Source organism: Flavobacterium sp. UGB4466 (assembly GCF_903469665.1).
GTDB lineage: Bacteria > Bacteroidota > Bacteroidia > Flavobacteriales > Flavobacteriaceae > Flavobacterium > Flavobacterium lipolyticum.
In genome coordinates this window covers 1-22,714 of sequence record NZ_CAGKLC010000078.1, presented here as the reverse complement: position 1 = coordinate 22,714, position 22,714 = coordinate 1, and the positions used below count along the sequence as shown (strand labels likewise).

The window sequence follows — 22,714 nt, the reverse complement described above, 5'->3', positions numbered from 1 at the left end:
ATTTTAGATTTTAGATTTTAGATTTTAGATTTTAGATTTTAGATTTTAGATTTTAGATTTTAGATTTTAGATTTTCTAAAAGTCGCTACGCTCCTTTTGTAAATTATTAAAAAATACAGCTTTGCGAACTTTGCGTTTGTATACACAAAGAAAATCAAAATCCATAGCGCCCTTTGCGGTTAAATGAAAATAAAAAAACAAATTAATATATGAACTTAGAAAGTCCAAAAGTTACCGTTCAGAAATCAGCTCAGGATTTATTTGACTTATTGACTGATGTAAAGAATTTCGAAAAATTAATGCCGGATAATATTGCTAAATTTGAAGTAATTGGCGAAGATGCTTTTATTTTTGGATTGAAAGGCATGCCGGAAATAAAACTTAAAATGAAAGACAAAACCGCGCCAAGCAAAATTGTTCTGGGAGCTGCGAGCGATAAACTTCCATTTACCTTAACTTCAAATATTGACAGCGTTTCTGGCTCAGAAAGTGCCGTTCAATTGTTTTTTGAAGGCGAATTCAATGCTATGATGGCTATGATGATCAAAGGACCAATCAGCAAGTTCATCGAAACTTTAGCAAACAATATGACTAAACTTTAACAATGATTAATTATTAATTGTGAATTATAAATGAAAGCCTGATTTAACAATCAGGTTTTTTTTCGCACCATTATTTATTCCTAGTTCGTGGAAATAAAAGTCTTTACAATATAAATAATCAATCTTTGCCGAGTTTCTCGCGAAGATTTCTCCTCACGTCGAAATGACACACGATACAATTAAAACGACAAAGCCTTTGCTCCTTTGAACCTTTGAACCTCAAAAAAAAACTTAGAACCTTCTAATAAAGCATCTGAATCTCCTTAATATCAAACTCTGAAACAGAATCGTCTTCCAACAGAATTTGAATCCTGCCTACAGGTGACACCCCCTGAATGATTCCCATAAAGTTTTGATTCTCGAGGTTCCTGAATGGCATTGGAACACCTTTTCGGAACAATGAATTAAAATAAACAGACCATAAATGTTTAGAATTAACTTCCCATGCTCCTATCGTCTCTTTCATTTTCTCGACAATCAAATAAGGCAAAAGTTCTTTCTCAAAACTACTACCCGAAATCACTGCCAATGAAGAGGCATTTGGAAGTTCATCAAAATTAGTCTGATTGACATTTAAGCCCAATCCAACAACTGACACAATCCTGCCATCACTTTTGAGAGTATTTTCTATAAGTATGCCACCAATTTTCTTATTGTATGACATAATGTCGTTTGGCCATTTTATACTTAAATCAGGAATATTTAGAGATTTTAGTACCTCAATTACACTTAAAGACACTATAACGCTAAGGTTAAAAACATGTTCATTATTAAAGACAAAATCTCTCACCAAAACACTCATAATTAAGTTTTTACCCACCTCAGATTGCCACTTAGCTCCCATCTGCCCCTTGCCTTTTGTCTGATTTTCAGCCGTCACTACAGTAAAATTTTCCAGTTCATCCTGACTTGACAATGATTTAAGGAAATCGTTTGTAGAATCTATGGCATCGAGTTTGATTAGTTTCATTTAAGTAATTTAAATAACTTAATTTAATATTTTGTTAAGGTTCAAAAATAATCACAAAATTTGGTAACTTTACAAATTCATATAAAATAATTCATGGCGAAAAAGACTGTTAATAATGATGTTCTATTGGCGAACATAATCAAAGGGATTGAAGAAGTAAAAGGAAATGATATCGATATTCTTGACTTAAGAGAAATAGACACTGCAGTTTGTGACTATTTTGTCATTTGCAACGGAAGTTCAAATACCCAAGTTAATGCCATTGTAAATTCAATTCAAAAAACTGTATCAAAAGATTTAAAGGACAAACCCTGGCATGTAGAAGGAACCGATAATGCGGAATGGGTTCTTATGGACTATGTACACATTGTAGTGCACGTTTTCCAAAAACACATTCGAGAATATTACAACATCGAAAGCCTTTGGGGTGATGCCAAAATAACTACAATCGAAAACAAATACTAAAGAAAATTTCTTCTAATGGCTAAAGATAATAATCCAAATCCGAGTAAATTTAAAATAAGTCCCTGGTTAATATATACTGCAATACTTCTGGTTTTTTTATTTATAAGTTTTGCAACCGGTGGATCAAACTTAAGCGAACCTGCTCAATTAACTTCTTCTAAATTCAACACTTTATTAGAAAAAGGGCAAATTGAAAAAGTAATCGTTTATAACAAAGCTGAAGCTGAAGTATATTTAAACGCTGCGGCTCTTAAAGACGCAGCTAATAAAAAAGTAGCTAAAGATATTTTTGACAGACCTAATAAAGGTCCTCATTATACTTTAGAAATTGGTAACGATCAAATCTTCCAAACAAAGCTTGAAAAAGCAGTTGGCGAAGGCAAACTGAAAGATTTTAATTTCTTACAGAAAAACAACTGGAGCGACATTTTAATCAGTCTGCTACCCATCATCATCATTATTGGTGTATGGATTTTCATTATGCGCAAAATGTCAGGTGGTGCCGGTGGCGGTGGCGGACAAATTTTCAACATTGGAAAATCGAAAGCTAAGTTGTTTGATGAGAAAACCGATATTAAAACTACATTTAAAGATGTAGCTGGTTTAGAAGGCGCAAAAGAAGAAATACAAGAAATTGTAGAATTCTTAAAAAACCCTGAAAAATACACTAATCTTGGAGGTAAAATCCCAAAAGGAGCTTTACTAGTAGGCCCTCCGGGAACAGGTAAAACATTACTGGCAAAAGCAGTTGCAGGTGAAGCTCAGGTTCCGTTCTTCTCTTTATCAGGTTCTGATTTTGTTGAAATGTTCGTAGGTGTTGGTGCTTCACGTGTACGTGATTTATTCAAACAAGCCAAAGAAAAATCTCCAGCCATCATCTTTATCGACGAAATTGATGCTGTTGGTAGAGCAAGAGGAAAAAGCAATATGTCAGGCGGAAATGACGAAAGAGAAAATACATTGAACCAATTACTAACAGAAATGGACGGTTTTGGTACCAACTCTAACGTAATTGTTCTGGCTGCAACCAACAGAGCCGATGTACTTGACAAAGCTTTAATGCGTGCAGGACGTTTCGACAGACAAATCTTTGTTGACTTACCGGACATTCGTGAAAGAGCTGAAATTTTCGCAGTTCACTTAGCACCTATCAAAAAAGTAGAAGGTCTTGACCTTGATTTCTTAGCCAAACAAACTCCTGGTTTCTCTGGTGCTGATATTGCTAATGTTTGTAACGAGGCTGCTCTTATTGCCGCCCGTAACAACAAAACAGCAGTAGACAAACAAGACTTCCTTGATGCTGTGGACAGAATCATTGGTGGACTTGAAAAGAAAAACAAAATCATTACACCGGAAGAAAAAAGAGCTATCGCCATTCACGAAGCTGGTCACGCTACCGTAAGCTGGATGTTAGAACATGCTGCACCACTAATCAAAGTAACGATTGTTCCTCGTGGACAAAGTTTAGGAGCAGCCTGGTACTTACCGGAAGAAAGACAAATCGTCAGAACCGATCAAATGTTAGACGAAATGTGTGCTACTATGGGCGGAAGAGCTGCTGAAAAAGTAACTTTTGACAGAATTTCTACCGGAGCATTAAGCGATTTAGAAAAAGTTACACGTCAGGCTCGTGCTATGGTAACGATCTATGGTTTGAATGATAAAATTGGAAATGTTACGTATTACGATTCAAGCGGTCAAAGCGAATACAATTTTTCAAAACCATATTCTGACGAAACTGCAAAAATCATTGACAAAGAAATCTCAGAATTAATTGAAGGTCAGTACCAACGAGCCATTGAAATTCTTGAAGAAAATAAAGACAAGCTAAATCAACTAGCTGACATATTAATTGAAAAAGAAGTTATTTTCAAAGATGACTTAGAAGCTATCTTCGGAAAACGCACTTTTGATAAAAATTTAGAAGAAGTGGTTTCATAGATAATTCAATAAATATGTAATATTTTTTAAAATCTTAATTCAAAACACCCTTTTGAATTAAGATTTTTTTATCTTTGAACGTTTTCAATTAACATGTAAAGTATTTCATATAAAATGAATTTTTTCAAAAAAATATTTGGCTCCAGTGAGCCAGCTTCTGATGAAGAACATGAAAGTGAATACGGGGCAAACCAAGCTCCTGACAGTCATTTATCTATCGATGAAAGATTCATTTTTAATTTCAAAAAAAATGGAGGTAAGTTCTTGTATTGCGAAAACAAACAGGAGGTTGCAGAACAATTTGAAAACATTTTAGAAGAAAACGACTGGTTCGAAAACGAAGTTCTATGTTATGAACCTGCTCTTTTTAGTTTGCTTGAAGAAAATAAACTACTTTATCTTTCGCCAAGGAATCCAAAATTTTTACTTGCCACTTGTGAGAATCTGATTGCTGACGAAGGTTCTATTTTATTCTCATCTAAACAAATCAGACAGGACAAACCAAACGAATTACCTGCAAACATTGTTATTATTGCTACAACAAGTCAGATACTTTCCATCAAAAGCGATGGTTTAAGCGCGATCAAACGCAAATACGAAAGAGACTACCCTACTAATATTACCACAATAAAATATTTCGAAAAAGCAAAAGAAGAAGATTTTACGCAATACGGAAGTGTTGCCAAAAACTTGTATTTATTGCTCTTAGAAGATCTTTAAGATGAACGAAACACTCAAGAGAACCATTTCTGGTGCTGTTTATATCGCTTTATTACTAACTTCTATTCTGTTTTCTACCGAAAGCTTTATTATTCTTTTTGGCATCTTTCTGATTATTGCCACTTATGAATTCTGTAATTTAGTCGGGATCAATAAAATTTTTTCAATTTTATTTGTTTCCCTGTTTTATAGCGCAGTCGCTTTAATCAGTTTTTATAAAACGGAAACTGAAAACTATATCAGTAAAACATTTAAAGAGAATATTATAATTACTGTGGATACCGAAAAGCTTTTTTCGGCACTGCTTATCATTACCTTAATTGTATCCGTAAAATGTATTGTATTTTTATTTGATGACACACAAATCATCAGCAAAACATCCAAATACATTTATTTACTTGGATATGTAACACTCCCTTTTCTTTTTATCACTAAAATTTCATTTGGTATCAAGGATTACAATCCAAAAATCATCATTGGATTATTTGTTTTAATCTGGACCAATGACACCTTTGCCTATTTAGTTGGAAAGTCAATGGGAAAACATAAATTGTTTGAACGTATTTCACCTAAAAAAACAATTGAAGGTTTCCTTGGCGGAGTAGTTTTTGCTGCCTTTGCCGGATTTTTAATTTCCAAACTATACATACAGCCAAAAGCAGATTTTAGCACTAAATCTATTCTTATCTGGATGATTATAGCTTTAATCGTTAGCATCTTCGGAACTATTGGGGATTTAATTGAATCCAAATTCAAAAGAGTTGCCGGAGTAAAAGACAGCGGTTCCATTATGCCGGGTCACGGAGGCGTACTAGATCGACTAGATAGTGTTATATTTGTAGCACCAATTATATTTTTATTTTATCAAATTTTATATTATGTTTCATAAAGAAGGAGGCCCATCCATTTTGTTAGGTACTGTTTTCGCAGTAGCTGTACTTTTAATTGCTGAAAAATTCATTGATATCAATTGGCTAAGAATATTAGTTCAGCTAGCTGGTTTATTAGTATTAATTATCATTCTGCAATTTTTTAGAAATCCAAAAAGAATCGCAATCAGAAACAGCGATCACATTCTTGCTCCTGTAGACGGGAAAGTTGTGGTTATTGAAGAAGTTTATGAAGGAGAATTTTTTAAAGACAAACGTCTTCAGGTATCTATCTTCATGTCACCAATTAATGTACACGTAACGCGTTATGCCATGGATGGTATCATCAAATTTAGTAAATACCACCCTGGAAAGTTTTTAGTTGCCTGGCATCCAAAAGCAAGCGAAGAAAACGAAAGAACAACGGTTGTAATCGAAAATGAAACTTTTGGACAGGTATTGTACAGACAAATTGCAGGAGCTTTGGCGCGTAGAATTGTAAATTACGCTAAAGAAGGAATGCAGGTTGTTCAAGGAACAGATGCCGGATTTATAAAATTTGGTTCAAGAGTAGATTTATTTTTACCTTTAGGTACTCCAATCAATGTAGTATTAAACCAAAAAGCAATTGGTGGAAAAACCATCATCGCTACAAAAGCTTAATGACTGAAAAAGATTTAGATACTCGTTTTTCAGAGGCCGTTGAGACCGCTTTAAAAATGACTCAGGCTACACTGCCGCAAGACGTGCAGTTGAGACTCTATGCCTATTACAAACAAGCAACTTTTGGAACAGCAGTTTACAATCAATCGGATAATTTTGATTTACGAAATGCTTTCAAAACAAATGCCTGGATGCAAATAAGTCATCTTACAGCTGAGGAAGCCAAAGAAAACTATATTGCAATCATTAATTCACTAACATCAAAATAACTAACATTATGAAGAAAAACATTGTTCGTTTTAGCATTTTGGCTTCATTCTTTCTATTATTTTCATGTAATGACAATAAGTTAACCGAAGTTGTAGAGGTTCCTTTGCCTACAAAAGAAGAAAAAATCACCATTGGATCTCCAAATGATGTAAAAGCAGACCCAGGTTCTTTTGAACTGACAAAACTGCCCTTTTCTTATGATGCTTTGGCTCCTGCCATAAGAACTCTTACTCTGGAAACACATTATTCAAAACATTATTTAACCTATACCAACAATTTCAACAAAGAAATTGTAAATACGGAGTTTGAAAATCTGCCTATAGAAGATATTCTTAAAAAAATGGATCTTAGCAATGCCAAGCTTCGTCAAAATGCAGGTGGATACTACAATCATACGCTTTATTTTAATATTCTAACACCAAAAGAACAAACTCCAAAAGATACTTTAGCAGGTTCGATCAATAAAGAGTTTGGTTCTTTAAGCAATCTAACCAGCCAGTTCAAAGGTCAGGCAACCAAACAATTCGGATCCGGATGGGTTTGGCTGATTGTCGACAGAGCCGGAAAACTTCAAATAACAACTACTGACAATCAGGACAATCCTTTAATGAAAAACGCCCTGATTCCCGGAACTCCTATTTTAGGAATTGATCTTTGGGAACATGCTTACTATCTGGATTACCAAAACAGAAAAGGGAGTTATATTGATGCTTTTTATCAGCATATTAACTGGGAAAAAGTAAACGAAAATTACATCGAAGCTTTGAAAAAAGTCAAAAAAGTATAAATCATAAAAAAGCTGATACTACATTTTAAGTATCAGCTTTTTTTATCTATTTGCTTTTACCCTTTCAGGGTAATAATCACTTTTAATTTTTCTCATAGTGCGTTGCACCATGCTTTCAGGCTTTCAGCCCCTTAAGTAGATGTCTACAATTACTTTAATTCAAAAATAAATGACTCCGAAGGCATTATTTTCACTTTAACCACTCCTTCACCCTTATTTACTTTTAATTGCACAACACTCTTCTCATACAATTCATCTTTAAGATGGTAAACTCCATCTCTTAAGTTCCATTTTGAAATAATATCCGAAGGAATCTTCAAATCAAATTCACTTATTTTTTCTGAAGAAAAATTAGTCACGATGATCAGTTTTTGATGCTCTGACCAACGTACATACGAATAAATTAAATCGTCGTAACCTCTATTATTTTGACGATTTACACTTTGAATTTCCTGAAAACTTCCCATTAAAGCAGGGCTTTTAAGGCAAAAATTTAGCAATTTCTTATAAAAATCACGCAGCTTCTTTTCTGAATCTGAAAGCTGCCCGCCATCAAACTTCCCTTCATTCATCCAACGTTGATGATTTGGTACTCCAATATAATCAAATATCGATGTTCTGGAACGCGTTCCAAAACCGGCATTCTCATTTGCTGCTTCACCTACTTCCTGTCCAAAGTAAACCATAGTTGGAGCCGTACTAATTGTCGCAGAAACCACCATTAAGGGCTTCCCACGTTCGGGAGTTCCTGCAAATTCAGGGCTAGCTAATCGCTGCTCATCATGATTGTCTAAAAAATGCAACATATTGTGCTCAATATCTTCCATTCCTTTCTGAATATCCGACAATCCATCTGGCAGTGATTTTCCGCGAATAATATCTTTCAGCTTATCGTAAGTTTCTACTTTATCATAGAGATAGTCCATTTTTCCCAAACGAATATAATTACGATATTCCTTCGGGTTGTAAACTTCTGCCAATAAAAAAGCATTTGGATTTTTCACCTTAATTGCCGAATTCATATAACTCCAAAATTCATAGGGAACCATCTCTGCCATATCATAACGAAAACCATCGACTCCTTTTTCAATCCAATACAAAGCAATAGATCTGAACTTTTTCCAGGAATCCGGAACGTCTTTGTCCTGCCAAAAAGCAAAATGTTCCTGATACGATTTTTGATCAAATCCCGCAGGAAGTTCCATAAAATCCTTTGATCCGTCAGGACGAATTCCATAATTTACTTTCACCGTTTCATACCAGTCGTTTTGGTCAGGCTTCGCTTTTCTGGAACCATTTCCAGTCCATTTTGCAGGGCTTTCATTAAATACCCCGTCTACAAGTGCATTTTTTTCTCCATTTAACGGAATATCTCCACTCGGTATTTCAAAATGATTGTTTGGGATATAGTAAAAATTGTTATCCCGTTTATATTCCATATTCACATCATCATCGGCTCCAAAATCTCTTACTCCTGCCGGGTTACTTTTACCTTCATATTTTCTTGCAATATGATTGGGTACAATATCAATAATCAGCTTTAGTCCGGCTTTGTGCGTACGCCCTATTAACGCTTCAAACTCCTGTAATCTGTTTGCCGGATTCACCGCTAAATCGGGATTTACATTGTAATAATCTTTTACAGCATACGGAGATCCTGCACGGCCTTTTACCACTTCCGGATCATCATCTGAAATTCCATACGCCTTATAATCGCCCACCAATGCATGATGCGGAACACCTGTATACCAAATATGGGTAACGCCTAAATCCTTAATCTCCTGCAGCGCTTTGTCTGTAAAATCATTAAATTTTCCAACACCATTTTCCTCGATCGTCCCCCACGGCTTATTAGTGGTATTTTTATTTCCAAACAAACGCGTAAAAACCTGATAGACCACAATTTTAGCATCCTTACGAGTCTCTTCTTTACTTGTATTCATTTTTAGATCTTTGGTTTTACAGGCCGAAAACAGCAGAACCACAGCAAGTCCCACAACAAAAAAATTCTTATTTATCATATTTTCTTTATAATCTGATTGATCTCCAAATCGGAAATAACATTCCTTATTCTGAAAACCATTTTCTAAATTTAGACTAATTTTTAAATTCACGGAAACCTAAAAATCTTTTTTGTTTGGATAGAAGTACAAAATCATCAACTACAACGTAAGAGTACTTCGTTTTGTTGATAAATTAAACTCAAAACCAAATGAACATTTTTTTATCAAATTGATTTAGAATTTTTCATTAAAACCTATCCATCCATTCAAAAAATCCGTATTAATAAATTAATCTTAATATCCATAAAGGTTATAACCTTTTTCATAAATTTGACAAAAAATTAATCCATTGAAGAAATTACTATTTTTCATATCCTTTTGTTTGCTTTTTTTAAGCATACAAGATCTTTTTGCTCAAAAACCTAAAACAATAATTGTTGAAAATGCTGATTTTCAAGAAATCAACGAAAACGAAATCCCGGGTGCTTTACTGCTTACCGGAAATGTAAAAGTGAATCATGACGGGGTTGTACTGACCTGTAATAAAGCTTATTTCTTTCAAAAAGAAAATTATCTTAAAGCTTTTGGAAATGTGCAATTGGTACAAGGTGACACCTTATTTCTAAACAGTAAATATGCCGAATACAGTGGTAATGTAAAAAAAGCTTTTGCGACCGGTGACGCAGTCATGAGTTCACCTGATGCAACTTTAAGTACGGATACAATAAACTTTGACCGAAATATTCAGCAGGTATTTTACAACACCAAAGGAACTATCATCAACAAAGACAATACATTGGTTAGTAAATCAGGAAGGTATTTTGTGGCCGAGAAAAAGTTTCAATTCCTGACTGCGGTTACGATTACCAATCCAAAATATGTGATCAAATCCAATCATTTAGATTACTATAGCAATTCAGGACACTCCTATTTACTTGGCCCTTCAACGATTACCAGTAAATCCAATTATATTTACACGGAAAGGGGTTTTTATGACACCAAGAAGAATCTTGCACATTTTTTACGGAAATCTTACATCAAATATGATGATCGCCTCATAGAAGGGGACAGTTTATACTATAATCGAAATATTGAATTTGCCTCTGCCACCCGAAATGTAAAAATCACGGACTCCATCAATCGTGGCATCGTAAAAGGCCATTATGCTGAGATTTACAAGCTCAAAGATTCGATGTTTGTCACCAAAAGAGCCGTAGCCATTAATCTGGTTGAAAAAGATTCAGTTTATATTCACGGAAAAAAACTGATGGTTACCGGAAAAGAAGGGGAACGAATTCTAAGAGCTTACAACAATGTACGTTTTTACAAAATAGACATGAGCGGAAAATGTGATTCTATCCATTCCAATTCCAAGACTGCTTTGACAAAACTAATTGGCAACCCGATTCTTTGGAATGGAGAAAGCCAAATCACAGGAGATGTCATGCATCTTATTGGTGACAAAAACACCAAAAAGCTGGACTCTTTAAAAGTCCTCAACAACACATTTATAGTCTCGCGGGATACCCTCGGAACCGGCTATAATCAGGTCAAGGGACTCAATTTATTTGGAAAATTCAGGGAAGGAAAACTACATGATGTCGACGTTATCAAAAACACCGAGGTAATCTACTACATGCGAAATGATGACAATGAGCTAATTGGAATCAATAAAAATGTAAGCAGTAAAATCAATCTGATTATCGAAAATAACGATATTGAAACCATCACATTTTTCAACAAAGTCGACGGTGACGTATATCCCGAAGCCGATTTACCTGAAAACGCCCGTAAATTAAAAGGCTTGCGCTGGCGCGGCGACGAACGAATAAAGTCGAAAGACGATATCTTTACAGCCGAAGACAATGAAATGAACGATAAATTAATCCAGGAGGGAAAAGACGAAGAGGCTAAAGATAAAAATGTACCTCTAAAAGTAAGGAAAGAAACCTTGGATTACGACAAAAAGAAACCCACAGTGAAGACCACCACAAACGCTAAGAGTAAGACTAAAAAATAGTTTTCAGTTTTCAGTCTCAGTTCTCAGTAGATAAAAACTGCGACTGCGACTAAAAACTGCGACTAAACTCAGAACCTCAAAAAAAATGAATCCAGATTTTATAAAATACCAGGCACAAACTTCACCATACCCATTGGGAATGGAGGTTTCACATGCCATTGGCTCGTACATTTACGACACTAACGATAAAAAATACTTAGATTTTGTAGCAGGTGTCTCTGCTTGTACACTTGGGCACCAGCACCCGAGGGTCAATCAGGCCATTAAAGATCAATTGGACAAGTATTCGCACGTGATGGTTTATGGCGAATACTCACAAAGTCCTGCTGTGGAATATTGCAAACTCATGGCTTCACTCCTGCCTGAATCACTAAGCAAAACTTACCTGGTAAACTCGGGAACAGAAGCGATTGAAGGAGCTCTGAAGTTAGCCAAACGAGCAACAGGCCGCAGTCAGCTTATTTCGTGTCATAATGCTTATCATGGCAATACTATGGGATCTATGAGTGTTATGGGCTTTGAAGAGCGCAAACAGGCCTTCAGACCGCTTCTTCCCGATGTTGATTTCATCACCTTTAACAACGAAGAAGATTTACAAAAGATAACGACCAGAACTGCTGCTATACTTTTAGAAACTATTCAGGGTGGTGCCGGATTTATTGAACCTCATGACAATTTTCTGCAAAAAGTCAGAAAACGCTGTGACGAAGTTGGCGCTATGATGATCGTTGACGAAATCCAACCTGGTTTTGGGAGAACCGGAAAACTATTTGGTTTTCAAACCTATGATGTTATTCCCGACATTGTAGTTATGGGAAAAGGTATGGGTGGCGGAATGCCGGTAGGCGCTTTTACAGCATCGGCAGAAAAAATGGATCTGTTAACCGAAAATCCTAAATTGGGGCATATCACTACTTTCGGAGGTCATCCTGTCATTGCGTCAGCATGTCTGGCTACTTTGCAGGAATTAACTGAAACAAATCTAATGGAAGAGACCTTAGAGAAAGAAAAACTCTTCCGATCGCTTTTGGTACATCCTTTGATAAAGGAAGTTAGAGGAAAAGGATTAATGCTTGCCGCCATGACCGAAACTACCGAAATTACCAATCAGGTTATTTTGAACTGTCAGGACAAAGGGCTCATTTTATTCTGGTTGCTGTTTGAAGGATGCGCGATACGAATAACACCTCCTTTAACCATTTCTGAAGAGGAAATCAAAGAAGGTTGTGCCATAATCTTAAACGTTATGGATGAAATCCTGAAAAAGGAGCAAGAAGTTTAATTAAAACAAATCAGGATAGGAAATCCCTATCAGCAGATAAAATAACAACTCCCTAATCTTCTCATAAATCAGAAGATTAGGACTAAAAACAGAATCGGAATTCTGTCCATATTGTTAATTAAATTGTTCAAAACAATTAATTTCCTTTCCCCACAGCAATAATATGGTTGCCTAAATTTATAACAGGCTAATTTCAAATAAAGACAGTATGCAATTAAGCAACGAAGAAGAAGATTATAACCTATCCCTATCCAAATTTGAGTCAATGTTAAAAACAAACAAAGTACTCTTTTTTGATTCTGAAGAATTCGAAGAAATTATTCTTCATTATTTAGACATAGGTAAGGCTAATTTAGCAAAGAAGGCCCTGAAACTTGCATTAGACCAACACCCAAAATCTACAGGCTTAAAATTAGTACAAGTAGAAATGTTGGTTTACGACGATAAATTGGAAATCGCCGAGAAACTCTTAAATGAGTTGTATGCAATCGAACCTAACAACGAGGAAATTTACATTCAGAAAGCGAATATCTGTTCTAAAAGAGATCAACACGAAAAAGCGGTAGAATTACTTAAAATTGCCCTGCAATTTACAGATGACTACGCGGACGTTTACAACTTGATTGGAATGGAATATCTTTTTATGGATAACCTTGAGATGGCAAAAGACAGCTTCATCAAATGTCTTGAAGAAGATTTAGAAGATCAGTCTGCGCTTTATAATGTGGTGTATTGTTTTGAATTTTTAGATCAAAATCAGGAAGCCATTGTTTATCTAAACGATTACATCAACAAAAATCCATACAGCGAAATTGCCTGGCATCAGCTTGGGCGTTTGCATTATGGGGTAAAAGAATACGAAAACGCTATTCGTGCTTTTGATTATGCCACACTTATCGACGATGAGTTCCTTGGTGCCTTTATGGAAAAAGCAAAAGCCTACGAGCGTTTAAAAAAATACCATGAAGCGATCGAAAGCTACAACCGCACCATTGAGTTAGACGATGCAACTTCCTATGCTTTACTACGCATTGGAAAATGCTACGAAAAACTAGGAAATTTGGTAAAAGCCTTGCAATATTACAATCAGACAGTACATGAAGATCCGCTTTTAGACAAAGGATGGATTGCCATTACTGACTTTCATATGCGCCAGAAAAATTTTCAAAAAGCCCTGTTCTTTGTTAATAAAGCATTAGCGATCGACAATCAGAATCGTTTGTACTGGAAGCGTTACGCTACCATCAACAAACAAATGAACTTTTTTGAAGAGGCTGAATTTGGATACAGAAAAGCAGTAGAATTTGGAGATTATGCGCTGGATACCTGGTTATTCTGGGTTGACATCCTTCAGTTCTTAGGAGAATTCGACAGTGCAATTCAAACTTTATTACAGGCAACCGAATATTTTCCGGAAGAAAACGAAATCGAATACCGATTGGCCGGATTGTATTTTATGACTCAGGACACTACTAAAGCTAAATTTCACTTAAGCAATGGTTTACGCTTAAACTTTGAGAATTACATTCTAATCGAAGATTTATTCCCGGTAGTCTGGTCAAAGAAAACAGTTAAAAATTACATTGAAAAACACAGAAAACAATAATGATTGATACTTTAAGAAGACGTTTTGGCTTGTTGGGCCGTAATATTAGTTACTCTTTTTCAAAAGGATATTTTACAGAAAAATTCAGTGATGAGGTTTTCGCTGGCAACAGCTACGAAAATTTTGACATCTCTGAAATTAACTATTTCACAGAATTAGTAAAAAACAATCCCGATTTGAAAGGTCTAAATGTTACGATCCCGTACAAAGAACAAGTCATTCCATTCTTAGATAAACTTTCAAAAAAAGCAACCTTAATCGGTGCCGTAAACACTATAAAATTTACCAAAAGCGGAAAATTAAAAGGATACAACACCGATTACTACGGCTTTAAAAAATCGTTAGAACCACTGCTCGAACTTCATCATAAAAAAGCACTGATTTTGGGAACAGGAGGCGCTTCTAAGGGAGTTGCATTTGCTCTTGATGAATTAGGTATACTCTATACTTTTGTTTCAAGAGAAGCCAAAGATAATATCATCGATTACAACTTAATTAACGCTACTACTTTTGATAACTTTCAGATTATCATTAACTGTACGCCTGTTGGAACAATACCTGACACCGATGCTTGTCCTGATATTCCATATGAGTTCTTTACAGACAAACATATTGCCTACGACCTAATTTACAATCCGGCAGAAACGGAATTTTTAAAGAGAGCCAAAGAAAAAGGTGCTGTAATAAAAAATGGTTACGACATGCTTATTTTTCAGGCTGAAAAGGCATGGAAAATCTGGAATAAGTAAAAAGACTACAACAGAACATTACTTTAAATATTTTAACCCGACAAGTTTCAAAACCTGTCGGGTTAACTATTTTATACAATTACCCACTCCATTTCTCTGTTTCAAATCAAAATAAAACGAACAAAAATGCCTTCCGATATCATTTTACATTTGAATTTCTAAAAATTCCAGCAATTCATAATTTAAATTAACTTCAAGAAATCTCCAAAAAAGCCCCTATCATATCTTTAAATTAAAGCAATAATTAAGAATTTCACTGTAAAATAACGTATAAACAAACGATTTATTTTGTAGTTAGAAACACCTTTACTATCTTTCGCTCTCTTTAAAATAAAAACCTTATACATTAAAAATGTTAGAAGAAAAGAATGATAACCTGCAAGAAGCAGACGGAAAATTAGAAATCGACATTAACGATTCTACTGAGAATAATGCAATCGAAACGGCTGATACCGATGCAGTAACCGAAAATACAATTTCGAATGATGAGATTGAATCAGAAAGTACTGTTGAAACTACCGAAGCCAATCATCAGACTGCATTAGATGCCATAACCAATTCGAATGCCGAAGAAAGTGAAGATGAGACGCTTAAAGAGCGTCATGAAATTCCTATGCAGGATTATGATACTTTTTCTTTGGATGCACTTGTTGATGAACTAAAAAAACTGATCAATACAGACAAAGTAATGTCTGTGAAAGATCACATCGAAGAAATCAAGAAGTCGTTTTTATTACAATACAATCACTTTATAGAAGAGAAAAAAGAAGAATTCAATGCTTCCAAACAAGATCCGAATGAAGAATTCGAATACCACTCTCCTTTAAAATCTAAATTTGACGAGTATTATAATGTTTTTAGAGAAAAAAGAAATGTTCATTTTAAACATTTACAAACTAATCTTAAATCAAATTTAGACAACAGACTTGCCATCGTTGAAGAGCTTAAAGAGCTCATCAATCCTCAGGAGAACATCAAGGATACGCTTAAACATTTTAATGATTTAAGAGAAAGATGGAAGAATGCAGGTGCAATTCCGAAAGACAAATACAATCACGTTTGGAACAATTACCATTTTCATGTAGAGAATTTTTACGATTACCTGCATTTAGATCGTGAGGCGAGAGATTTGGATTTCAAACACAATCTGGAACAAAAACAAAAAATAGTTGCCCGTGTTGAAGAATTGGTTGATGAAACCGACATCAGCAAGGCATTCCGTGAATTACAAGATCTACACAGAATCTGGAAAGAAGATATCGGACCGGTTTCTAAAGAACACCGCGATACGATCTGGAACAGATTTAGTGAACTGACTAAAAAAATTCACGACAAAAGAGAAGTTTTGTTCGAAAGCCAAAGAGCAAACGAACAAAATAATCTTGAAATTAAAAAAGAGATCATTGCCAAAATTGAAGTTTTAGGAACCGAGAAAGTAAACTCTCACTCTCAATGGCTGGTACAGATTCAGAAAGTAGAAGCGCTTAGAAATGAGTTTTTTGCTGCTGGTAAAGTACCTTCGGAAGTGAATGAAGAAACCTGGGCTGCGTTTAAAACTGCTGTTAGAAATTTTAATGCTTTTAAAAATTCATTTTACAAAGACATTAAGAAGGATCAAAATGACAATTTAAACAAAAAAATGGCTCTAGTAGCAAAGGCTAAAGAACTACAGGAAAGTACTGATTTTACCGCCACTACTCCAATCATGAAGCAAATTCAGGAAGAGTGGAAACAAATTGGTCACGTCCCTAAAAAATATTCCGATAAAATCTGGAAAGAATTTAAAGATGCCTGCAATCACTATTTTGATAAATTAAAAGAGCATAAATCAGAGGAAAACGTTGATGAAGTAGCCGCTTTCGATAACAAAAAAGCTTATCTGGACATCTTAAGAGCTTACCAGTTAACAGGTGATCATAAAACAGATCTGGATGCCATCAAAGCACATATCGAGATTTGGAAAGGCTACGGAAAAGTACCTTTCGCAAGACGTCATATTGAAGGGAAATTCAATAAAATCTTAGATGCACTTTTCGAAAAACTAAGTCTGAGCAAAAAAGAAACCGAAATGATGCGTTTCTCCAATCGAATCGATTCGTTATCCGACAGTAACGACACTCGTAAATTAGACAATGAGAAGATCTTCTTAATGCGTAAGATTGAAGAAGTACAGAACGAAATTTTCCAATTGGAGAATAACATTCAGTTCTTTACCAATACCAAAAATGCTAAAAAAGAAAACTCAATTGTTCTTGAGGTTCGCAAAAACATCGCAATCCACAAGGAAAGCTTAGAAGTTTGGAAAGAAAAACTAAAGCAATTGCGTAACTTAAATCAGGAATAAGGTCTAGATCTAAACTCCGATAATATATACAAAGGTGTAATGAGAGTCTTCATTACACCTTTTTTTTGTACTCCAAAAGCTTTTAACCTTATCTGTAAAAACAGCTTAACACAAACTGCCTGAACGAAACCAACATGTAGTACCTACGGGACATTCCCCATTAACACCTGGGCTTCCTTACCAATATTAAGCTCCTAAAGAAGCACTTTTACCTGAAAGAACCATAATCACCAAACACTTTATTTTACTTTACTAAAATAGAAGCATAAAAAATCTCGTAGAGATTACATATCGGTAATTACACCCCCCTTTATACATCTGTCCCGTAGGGACTTAATAACTACATCCGCATTAGTAACCCCAAAGTCAGGCAAAATCCGAAGAGTCCAACCACAGGCTTTACATTATACAGACATAACCCGTAAAAAATCCTTGCGCCCTTTGCGGTTAAAAACCTTTCTCAACCAAAGTACCTAAACTTAACACTACAATTAAACTTCATAAAACAATTCCGTAAAATATTGATTATATTTGATAAACACATTATTTACTGACAGTCAACAAAATACCAAATAAATTATTAATTCAAATCACAACACGATGAAATTTACAAGAAAAGCACATGCCAACTGGAAAGGAACAGGTATGGAAGGAAAAGGAACCATCAGCACTCAAAGTACAACTTTAGACAATGCACAACTATCGTTTAAAACCAGATTTGCAGATGGAGTTGGAACAAATCCCGAAGAACTTATTGCTGCAGCTCATTCCGGCTGTTTTACGATGCAATTAAGCTTTTTGCTAAACGAAGGTGGCTACACAGCCGATGATCTAACCACAGAAGCCACAGTAACCTTTGAAGACGGCTCTATCACCTTAATCCATTTAGACTTAAAAGGAAAAGTACCATCCATTTCAGCAGAGGAATTTGAAAAAACAGCAACAAAAGCAAAAGAAATCTGCCCGATTTCTAAACTTTTAAATACTACCATTACATTGTCTGCTACACTAATCGCTTAAGAAAATTCCAAATTTAAAAATCCAAATTCCAATAATTTCAAGTACCATTGGAATTTGGATTTTAAAAATATTGACTTTCATGTATCCTAATGAAAAAATTCCAAACTCCAACAATGCAAGGGCATCATTGGAATTTGGAATTTTAAACTTTTGAGTACTAACTCTCGTTAATTACATTTTAGCTTTCAATGCTTTTGCTTCAGCAGTCATTTCTAACGCTTTATAAACACCTAATAACGTTTTAGAAACATCTTCGTTTTTAGGATCTAGCTCATTTGCTTTTTTAAGATAAGGAATAACTCCTCTAAAAACATTCTCTCTTTGTGCTTTCAATACATCATAACGCTTCATATCTTTAGCAGTAGTCCCCAATTTATTCATTTCATCAATGATTGGTTTTTCAGCTTCTAATTTTAATGCTGCAAGGTTAAGATAAGCATTTGCATAGCTTGGATTGATTTCGATTGCTTTTAAGTAATATTTCTCAGCATCTGCAGTGTTTTTTGCGTTAGCACTAATTACTCCTAAATTGAAAACTAAATCAGCATTGTTTGGGTCTTTCTGCAAAGCCTCTCCCACTAATTTTTTGTAGGTGTCATAGTCTTTAGACTCAAGATAAAGGTTCGCTTCTGTTAAGATCAAAGAAGAATCTTCCGGATTTGCTTTTCTTGCATCCGCAATCGCTTTTTTAGCATCTTCACTACGTCCTTTTTGAACTAAAATTAAAGCCAAATTTTTGTAGATTTCACCTCTTTTAGAAGGGATAGCTTCTGTTTTAGGCTTTTCGTGAGTTCCTAATTTTACAGCTAAATCTCTATCTTTAGCATTGTTAAAACCATCTTCATTACCAGAAATTTTATTTACAGCTGTAAAACTTGTTCCTTTTCCTGAATAATTTAATTTTTTTAACTCTTCGTACATTGGTAAAGCAAGGTCAAAATCCTGAGCATTTACTGCAGTAGAAGCTGCATAGTATAAATTGATTGTATCTTTTTTGTCCAACAAATAAGCGTCATACAACTTCTTAGCTCCATCAGCATGTTTGCTTGCTTGAGAATCAGCAATAGCAGCATTGATCAGCTTTCCTTTAATTTCAGTAATAGAAGCCGCCGCCTGAGTAGAGAATTTAACCTTTCCTGAAGTTTTTTCAGTATCAATTAGTTTCTGATAAGTCTCAGCAGCCAAAGAAAGATTTTTCCCTTCTTCTACTTTTTTATTTGCTAAATCTAAATAAGCGTTACCTTTTACAAAATAGTATTGCGCTTGTTCAACATCTTTGGCATTTACTACCATATTTTCAGCATCTTTTAATATCGTCAGTGCTCCCTGAGCATCTCCGCTTTTTAATGCTTTTTCAGCACTCTTTATCTGATCCTTTTGAGCAAAAGTAGCTACTGAAATCAATAATGCTGACGCAAGTATTACATATTTACTTTTCATAATATTCAATTTGTGTATTTAATTTTAAGTGGTTTATTTTCTATTATTCTTCAGATTCTTCGTCATCAGAATCGCCTTCTTCTTCAGATTCTTCTTCTGTATTGTCATCCTCGTCATCCTCATCTTCAACAACACCTTCGTCTTCAAGAACTTCTAAATCCGGTTTTACTCTTTCAATAACCGATTCAATAACATTACCGTCTTCGTCTACAACAACTTCAGCAACATCATCTTTCATCACTTTTGTTACAGCAGCAATAGAATCTTTACCTTTTAAGTTAATCAATCGAACTCCTTGCGTTGCACGACCCATTACACGTAAATCTTCAATAGCCATTCTGATCGTTAATCCGGACTTATTGATAATCATTAAATCATCCGCATCCGTTACAGCATTGATAGAGATCAACTTACCGGTTTTATCGGTGATATTAAGAGTTTTAACTCCTTTACCACCACGATTGGTAATTCTGTACACATCTTCACCATCATCGTCTACTAATTTGGTACGTTTTCCGTATCCATTTTCAGTTACAACCAAAATTTGTGAATCGTTAACATTTTCTCTATCGATAGTTACCATACCAATTACTTCATCGGTATCGTCTTTTAAAGTAATTCCACGAACTCCCGAAGCCGTTCTTCCCATCGGACGTGTTTTGGTTTCCTCAAAACGAACCAGTTTACCTGATTTCACTGCCAAAATAATTTGGCTGTCTCCGTTGGTTAATTTTGCTTCCAGTAATTCATCTCCTTCTTTAATCGTAATGGCAGCAACACCATTCACCCTTGGTTTAGAATATTTTTCTAAAGAAGTTTTCTTCACCTGGCCTTGTTTAGTTACCATCACAAGATTATGACTATTGATATAATCTTTATCTTTTAGGTCTTGCGTACAAATGAAAGCTTTTACTTTATCATCACTTTCAATGTTTACCAGGTTCTGAATAGCTCTACCTTTTGCCGTTTTACTTCCTTCCGGAATTTCGTAAACGCGCATCCAGAAACATTTTCCTTTTTGCGTAAAGAACATCATATACTGGTGGTTAGTTGCCACGAACATGTGCTCAAGGAAATCCTGATCTCTTGTCCCGGCACTTTTTTGCCCAACTCCTCCTCTGTTCTGCGTTTTATATTCGGTAAGGTTAGTACGTTTGATATAACCTGCGTGCGAAATCGTAATGACTACATTTTCATCGGCAATTAAATCTTCGATACTCACATCTCCTCCAGCATATTCTATTATAGAACGACGATCGTCTCCGTATTTTTCACGAATTTCTTCAAGCTCTTCTTTAATTAAATTAGTTCTTAAATTTACATCGGCCAATAAGGCTTTCAAATGTTCGATTAATTTCATTAATTCTTCAAATTCAGCTCTTAACTTATCCTGTTCCAGACCTGTTAACTGACGCAAACGCATTTCTACAATGGCGCGTGCCTGAATATCTGACAAATTGAATCTTTCGATTAATTTTTCACGAGCTTCTTCGGTATTTTTAGACCCTCTGATGATTGCAATTACTTCGTCAATATTATCCGAAGCAATAATTAAACCTTCTAAAATATGTGCTCTCTCTTCGGCTTTACGCAATTCAAACTTCGTTCTGCGAACGACTACATCATGACGGTGCTCAATAAAATAATGAATCATATCTTTCAGATTCAACATCTGTGGGCGACCTTTTACCAATGCAATATTGTTTACACTGAAAGAAGATTGTAGTGATGTATACTTATATAAGGTATTTAATACTACGTTTGGTGTAGCATCACGTTTTAAGATATAAACGATACGCATACCATTTCTATCCGACTCGTCACGAATATTGGCAATACCTTCAATTTTTTTATCGTTAACCAAATCAGCTGTACGCTTGATCATTTCGGCTTTATTTACCTGATATGGAATCTCGGTAACGATAATACATTCTCTTCCGTCTACTTCTTCAAAACCAACTTTAGCACGCATGACAATACGTCCTCTACCGGTTTTAAAAGCCTCACGAACTCCTTCATAACCATATATTACACCACCGGTTGGAAAATCCGGAGCTTTAATATGCGTCATTAATTCGTCAACTTCAATATCATTATTATCAAGATACGCTAAGGTACCGTTGATTACTTCAGTTAAATTGTGTGGTGGCATATTAGTTGCCATACCCACCGCAATACCTGTAGCTCCGTTTACTAATAAAGTTGGAACTCTGGTAGGCATTACTTTTGGTTCGTATAAGGTATCGTCAAAGTTCAATTGAAAGTCAACTGTTTCTTTTTCGATATCCGCCATAATATCTTCAGAGATTTTGCGCATTCTGGCCTCTGTATAACGCATTGCTGCAGGGCTATCACCATCAACAGAACCAAAGTTACCCTGACCATCCACTAATAAATATCGCATACTCCATTCCTGAGCCATACGTACCATCGCATCATATACAGAGGTATCTCCGTGCGGGTGATACTTACCCAGAACCTCTCCTACGATTCTTGCAGATTTTTTGTGGGCAGATCTTGATGTTACTCCTAAGTCATACATTCCGTAAAGAACTCTTCGATGCACTGGTTTCAAGCCATCTCTAACATCTGGAAGCGCTCTCGATACAATTACTGACATCGAATAATCGATGTAAGCTGATTTCATTTCATCTTCTATGTTAATAGGAATTAACTTTTCTCCTTCAGACATAAGTTGTTATATTAAATAATTATATTAGTTTCAAAGCGTGCCAAGATACGTTTTTTTGAAATTTTTTCAGCTATTTACCTACACTTATTTCAATGATTTATTAACAACTTTATTTTACGTTTTAGTTAATAAATTAAGCGTATTTTAACGCTTTTATTGTTATTTTTTTTGTTTTTTGTGTTATGTGTTATTTGTGATTAGTTATGAGTGAAGAGTTAAGAGTTAAGAGTGAAGAGTGAAGAGTGATGAGTGATGAGTTAAGAGTTAAGAG

18 protein-coding genes are annotated in these 22,714 nt (G+C 35.1%); 14 read left to right on the top strand and 4 right to left on the bottom strand.

What is annotated here, in order from left to right:
- Positions 1-209: 209 nt before the first annotated feature.
- A complete protein-coding gene (locus JO950_RS16560; RefSeq protein ID WP_017496529.1) occupies positions 210-602 on the top strand; it encodes a hypothetical protein in 393 nt (130 codons plus the stop codon).
- Positions 603-843: 241 nt separating this feature from the next.
- On the opposite strand, the gene JO950_RS16555 is transcribed toward JO950_RS16560, so the two are convergent.
- On the bottom strand, positions 844-1,572 hold the full coding sequence (locus tag JO950_RS16555) for a biotin--[acetyl-CoA-carboxylase] ligase (RefSeq protein WP_202703632.1): 729 nt from the start codon (positions 1,570-1,572) through the stop codon (positions 844-846).
- Between the two features lie 93 nt (positions 1,573-1,665).
- On the opposite strand from JO950_RS16555, the gene rsfS reads away from it, so the two are divergent.
- The 7 genes from rsfS to JO950_RS16520 all read left to right on the top strand — a co-directional run bounded on the left by rsfS (position 1,666) and on the right by JO950_RS16520 (position 7,287).
- Positions 1,666-2,037 (top strand): ribosome silencing factor, encoded by a 372-nt coding sequence (gene rsfS, locus JO950_RS16550; protein ID WP_017496527.1) that lies wholly within the window; start codon positions 1,666-1,668, stop codon positions 2,035-2,037.
- Between the two features lie 15 nt (positions 2,038-2,052).
- Positions 2,053-3,978: an ATP-dependent zinc metalloprotease FtsH gene (gene ftsH / locus JO950_RS16545; RefSeq protein WP_017496526.1), complete on the top strand. Its 1,926-nt coding sequence runs from the start codon at positions 2,053-2,055 to the stop codon at positions 3,976-3,978.
- Positions 3,979-4,092: 114 nt separating this feature from the next.
- Positions 4,093-4,698 carry a lactate utilization protein B/C gene (locus tag JO950_RS16540; protein ID WP_017496525.1) on the top strand — a complete coding sequence of 202 codons (606 nt, stop codon included), beginning with the start codon at positions 4,093-4,095 and terminating at the stop codon, positions 4,696-4,698.
- 1 nt (position 4,699) lies between these two features.
- Positions 4,700-5,587: a phosphatidate cytidylyltransferase gene (locus JO950_RS16535; protein ID WP_202703631.1), complete on the top strand. Its 888-nt coding sequence runs from the start codon at positions 4,700-4,702 to the stop codon at positions 5,585-5,587.
- On the top strand, positions 5,577-6,230 hold the full coding sequence (locus JO950_RS16530) for a phosphatidylserine decarboxylase family protein (protein WP_089077391.1): 654 nt from the start codon (positions 5,577-5,579) through the stop codon (positions 6,228-6,230). The genes JO950_RS16535 and JO950_RS16530 overlap by 11 nt, the downstream gene beginning before the upstream one ends.
- A complete protein-coding gene (locus tag JO950_RS16525) occupies positions 6,230-6,499 on the top strand; it encodes an acyl-CoA-binding protein (protein WP_070906669.1) in 270 nt (89 codons plus the stop codon). The genes JO950_RS16530 and JO950_RS16525 overlap by 1 nt, the downstream gene beginning before the upstream one ends.
- Before the next feature lie 8 nt (positions 6,500-6,507).
- Positions 6,508-7,287 (top strand): superoxide dismutase, encoded by a 780-nt coding sequence (locus JO950_RS16520; RefSeq protein WP_202703630.1) that lies wholly within the window; start codon positions 6,508-6,510, stop codon positions 7,285-7,287.
- 149 nt (positions 7,288-7,436) lie between these two features.
- On the opposite strand, the gene JO950_RS16515 is transcribed toward JO950_RS16520, so the two are convergent.
- Positions 7,437-9,308 carry an alpha-amylase family protein gene (locus JO950_RS16515; protein WP_202703629.1) on the bottom strand — a complete coding sequence of 624 codons (1,872 nt, stop codon included), beginning with the start codon at positions 9,306-9,308 and terminating at the stop codon, positions 7,437-7,439.
- 331 nt (positions 9,309-9,639) lie between these two features.
- On the opposite strand from JO950_RS16515, the gene JO950_RS16510 reads away from it, so the two are divergent.
- The 6 genes from JO950_RS16510 (at position 9,640) to JO950_RS16485 (ending at position 18,311) form a co-directional block, all read left to right on the top strand.
- A complete protein-coding gene (locus JO950_RS16510; protein WP_230000536.1) occupies positions 9,640-11,310 on the top strand; it encodes an OstA-like protein in 1,671 nt (556 codons plus the stop codon).
- 85 nt (positions 11,311-11,395) lie between these two features.
- Positions 11,396-12,592, top strand: coding sequence for an aspartate aminotransferase family protein (locus JO950_RS16505; RefSeq protein ID WP_202703628.1), 1,197 nt, complete (start codon positions 11,396-11,398; stop codon positions 12,590-12,592).
- A gap of 208 nt (positions 12,593-12,800) precedes the next feature.
- Entirely contained in the window at positions 12,801-14,198 is a 1,398-nt protein-coding gene (locus tag JO950_RS16500; RefSeq protein ID WP_202703627.1) for a tetratricopeptide repeat protein, read from the top strand.
- A complete protein-coding gene (locus tag JO950_RS16495; protein ID WP_202703626.1) occupies positions 14,198-14,947 on the top strand; it encodes a shikimate dehydrogenase in 750 nt (249 codons plus the stop codon). Before JO950_RS16500 ends, JO950_RS16495 begins: the two co-directional genes overlap by 1 nt.
- 352 nt (positions 14,948-15,299) lie before the next feature.
- Positions 15,300-17,291: a DUF349 domain-containing protein gene (locus JO950_RS16490; protein WP_202703625.1), complete on the top strand. Its 1,992-nt coding sequence runs from the start codon at positions 15,300-15,302 to the stop codon at positions 17,289-17,291.
- A 600-nt stretch (positions 17,292-17,891) separates the two neighbouring features.
- Positions 17,892-18,311, top strand: coding sequence for an OsmC family protein (locus JO950_RS16485; protein WP_202703624.1), 420 nt, complete (start codon positions 17,892-17,894; stop codon positions 18,309-18,311).
- A gap of 171 nt (positions 18,312-18,482) precedes the next feature.
- Here JO950_RS16485 and JO950_RS16480 read toward each other — a convergent pair whose 3' ends face one another.
- A complete protein-coding gene (locus JO950_RS16480) occupies positions 18,483-19,751 on the bottom strand; it encodes a tetratricopeptide repeat protein (protein ID WP_202703623.1) in 1,269 nt (422 codons plus the stop codon).
- A 43-nt stretch (positions 19,752-19,794) separates the two neighbouring features.
- Positions 19,795-22,443 (bottom strand): DNA gyrase subunit A, encoded by a 2,649-nt coding sequence (gene gyrA, locus JO950_RS16475; RefSeq protein ID WP_202703622.1) that lies wholly within the window; start codon positions 22,441-22,443, stop codon positions 19,795-19,797.
- Positions 22,444-22,714: the final 271 nt, after the last annotated feature.

Excerpts from the sequence above, each read along its gene's own strand:
- JO950_RS16505 (WP_202703628.1), top strand. The coding sequence starts at position 11,396 with ATGAATCCAGATTTTATAAAATACCAGGCACAAACTTCACCATACCCA.
- JO950_RS16485 (WP_202703624.1), top strand. The coding sequence starts at position 17,892 with ATGAAATTTACAAGAAAAGCACATGCCAACTGGAAAGGAACAGGTATG.
- ftsH (WP_017496526.1), top strand. The coding sequence starts at position 2,053 with ATGGCTAAAGATAATAATCCAAATCCGAGTAAATTTAAAATAAGTCCC.
- JO950_RS16540 (WP_017496525.1), top strand. The coding sequence starts at position 4,093 with ATGAATTTTTTCAAAAAAATATTTGGCTCCAGTGAGCCAGCTTCTGAT.
- JO950_RS16530 (WP_089077391.1), top strand. The coding sequence starts at position 5,577 with ATGTTTCATAAAGAAGGAGGCCCATCCATTTTGTTAGGTACTGTTTTC.
- JO950_RS16515 (WP_202703629.1), bottom strand. The coding sequence starts at position 9,308 with ATGATAAATAAGAATTTTTTTGTTGTGGGACTTGCTGTGGTTCTGCTG.
- JO950_RS16520 (WP_202703630.1), top strand. The coding sequence starts at position 6,508 with ATGAAGAAAAACATTGTTCGTTTTAGCATTTTGGCTTCATTCTTTCTA.
- gyrA (WP_202703622.1), bottom strand. The coding sequence starts at position 22,443 with ATGTCTGAAGGAGAAAAGTTAATTCCTATTAACATAGAAGATGAAATG.
- JO950_RS16555 (WP_202703632.1), bottom strand. The coding sequence starts at position 1,572 with ATGAAACTAATCAAACTCGATGCCATAGATTCTACAAACGATTTCCTT.
- JO950_RS16480 (WP_202703623.1), bottom strand. The coding sequence starts at position 19,751 with ATGAAAAGTAAATATGTAATACTTGCGTCAGCATTATTGATTTCAGTA.
- JO950_RS16495 (WP_202703626.1), top strand. The coding sequence starts at position 14,198 with ATGATTGATACTTTAAGAAGACGTTTTGGCTTGTTGGGCCGTAATATT.
- JO950_RS16490 (WP_202703625.1), top strand. The coding sequence starts at position 15,300 with ATGTTAGAAGAAAAGAATGATAACCTGCAAGAAGCAGACGGAAAATTA.
- JO950_RS16500 (WP_202703627.1), top strand. The coding sequence starts at position 12,801 with ATGCAATTAAGCAACGAAGAAGAAGATTATAACCTATCCCTATCCAAA.
- rsfS (WP_017496527.1), top strand. The coding sequence starts at position 1,666 with ATGGCGAAAAAGACTGTTAATAATGATGTTCTATTGGCGAACATAATC.
- JO950_RS16525 (WP_070906669.1), top strand. The coding sequence starts at position 6,230 with ATGACTGAAAAAGATTTAGATACTCGTTTTTCAGAGGCCGTTGAGACC.
- JO950_RS16560 (WP_017496529.1), top strand. The coding sequence starts at position 210 with ATGAACTTAGAAAGTCCAAAAGTTACCGTTCAGAAATCAGCTCAGGAT.
- JO950_RS16535 (WP_202703631.1), top strand. The coding sequence starts at position 4,700 with ATGAACGAAACACTCAAGAGAACCATTTCTGGTGCTGTTTATATCGCT.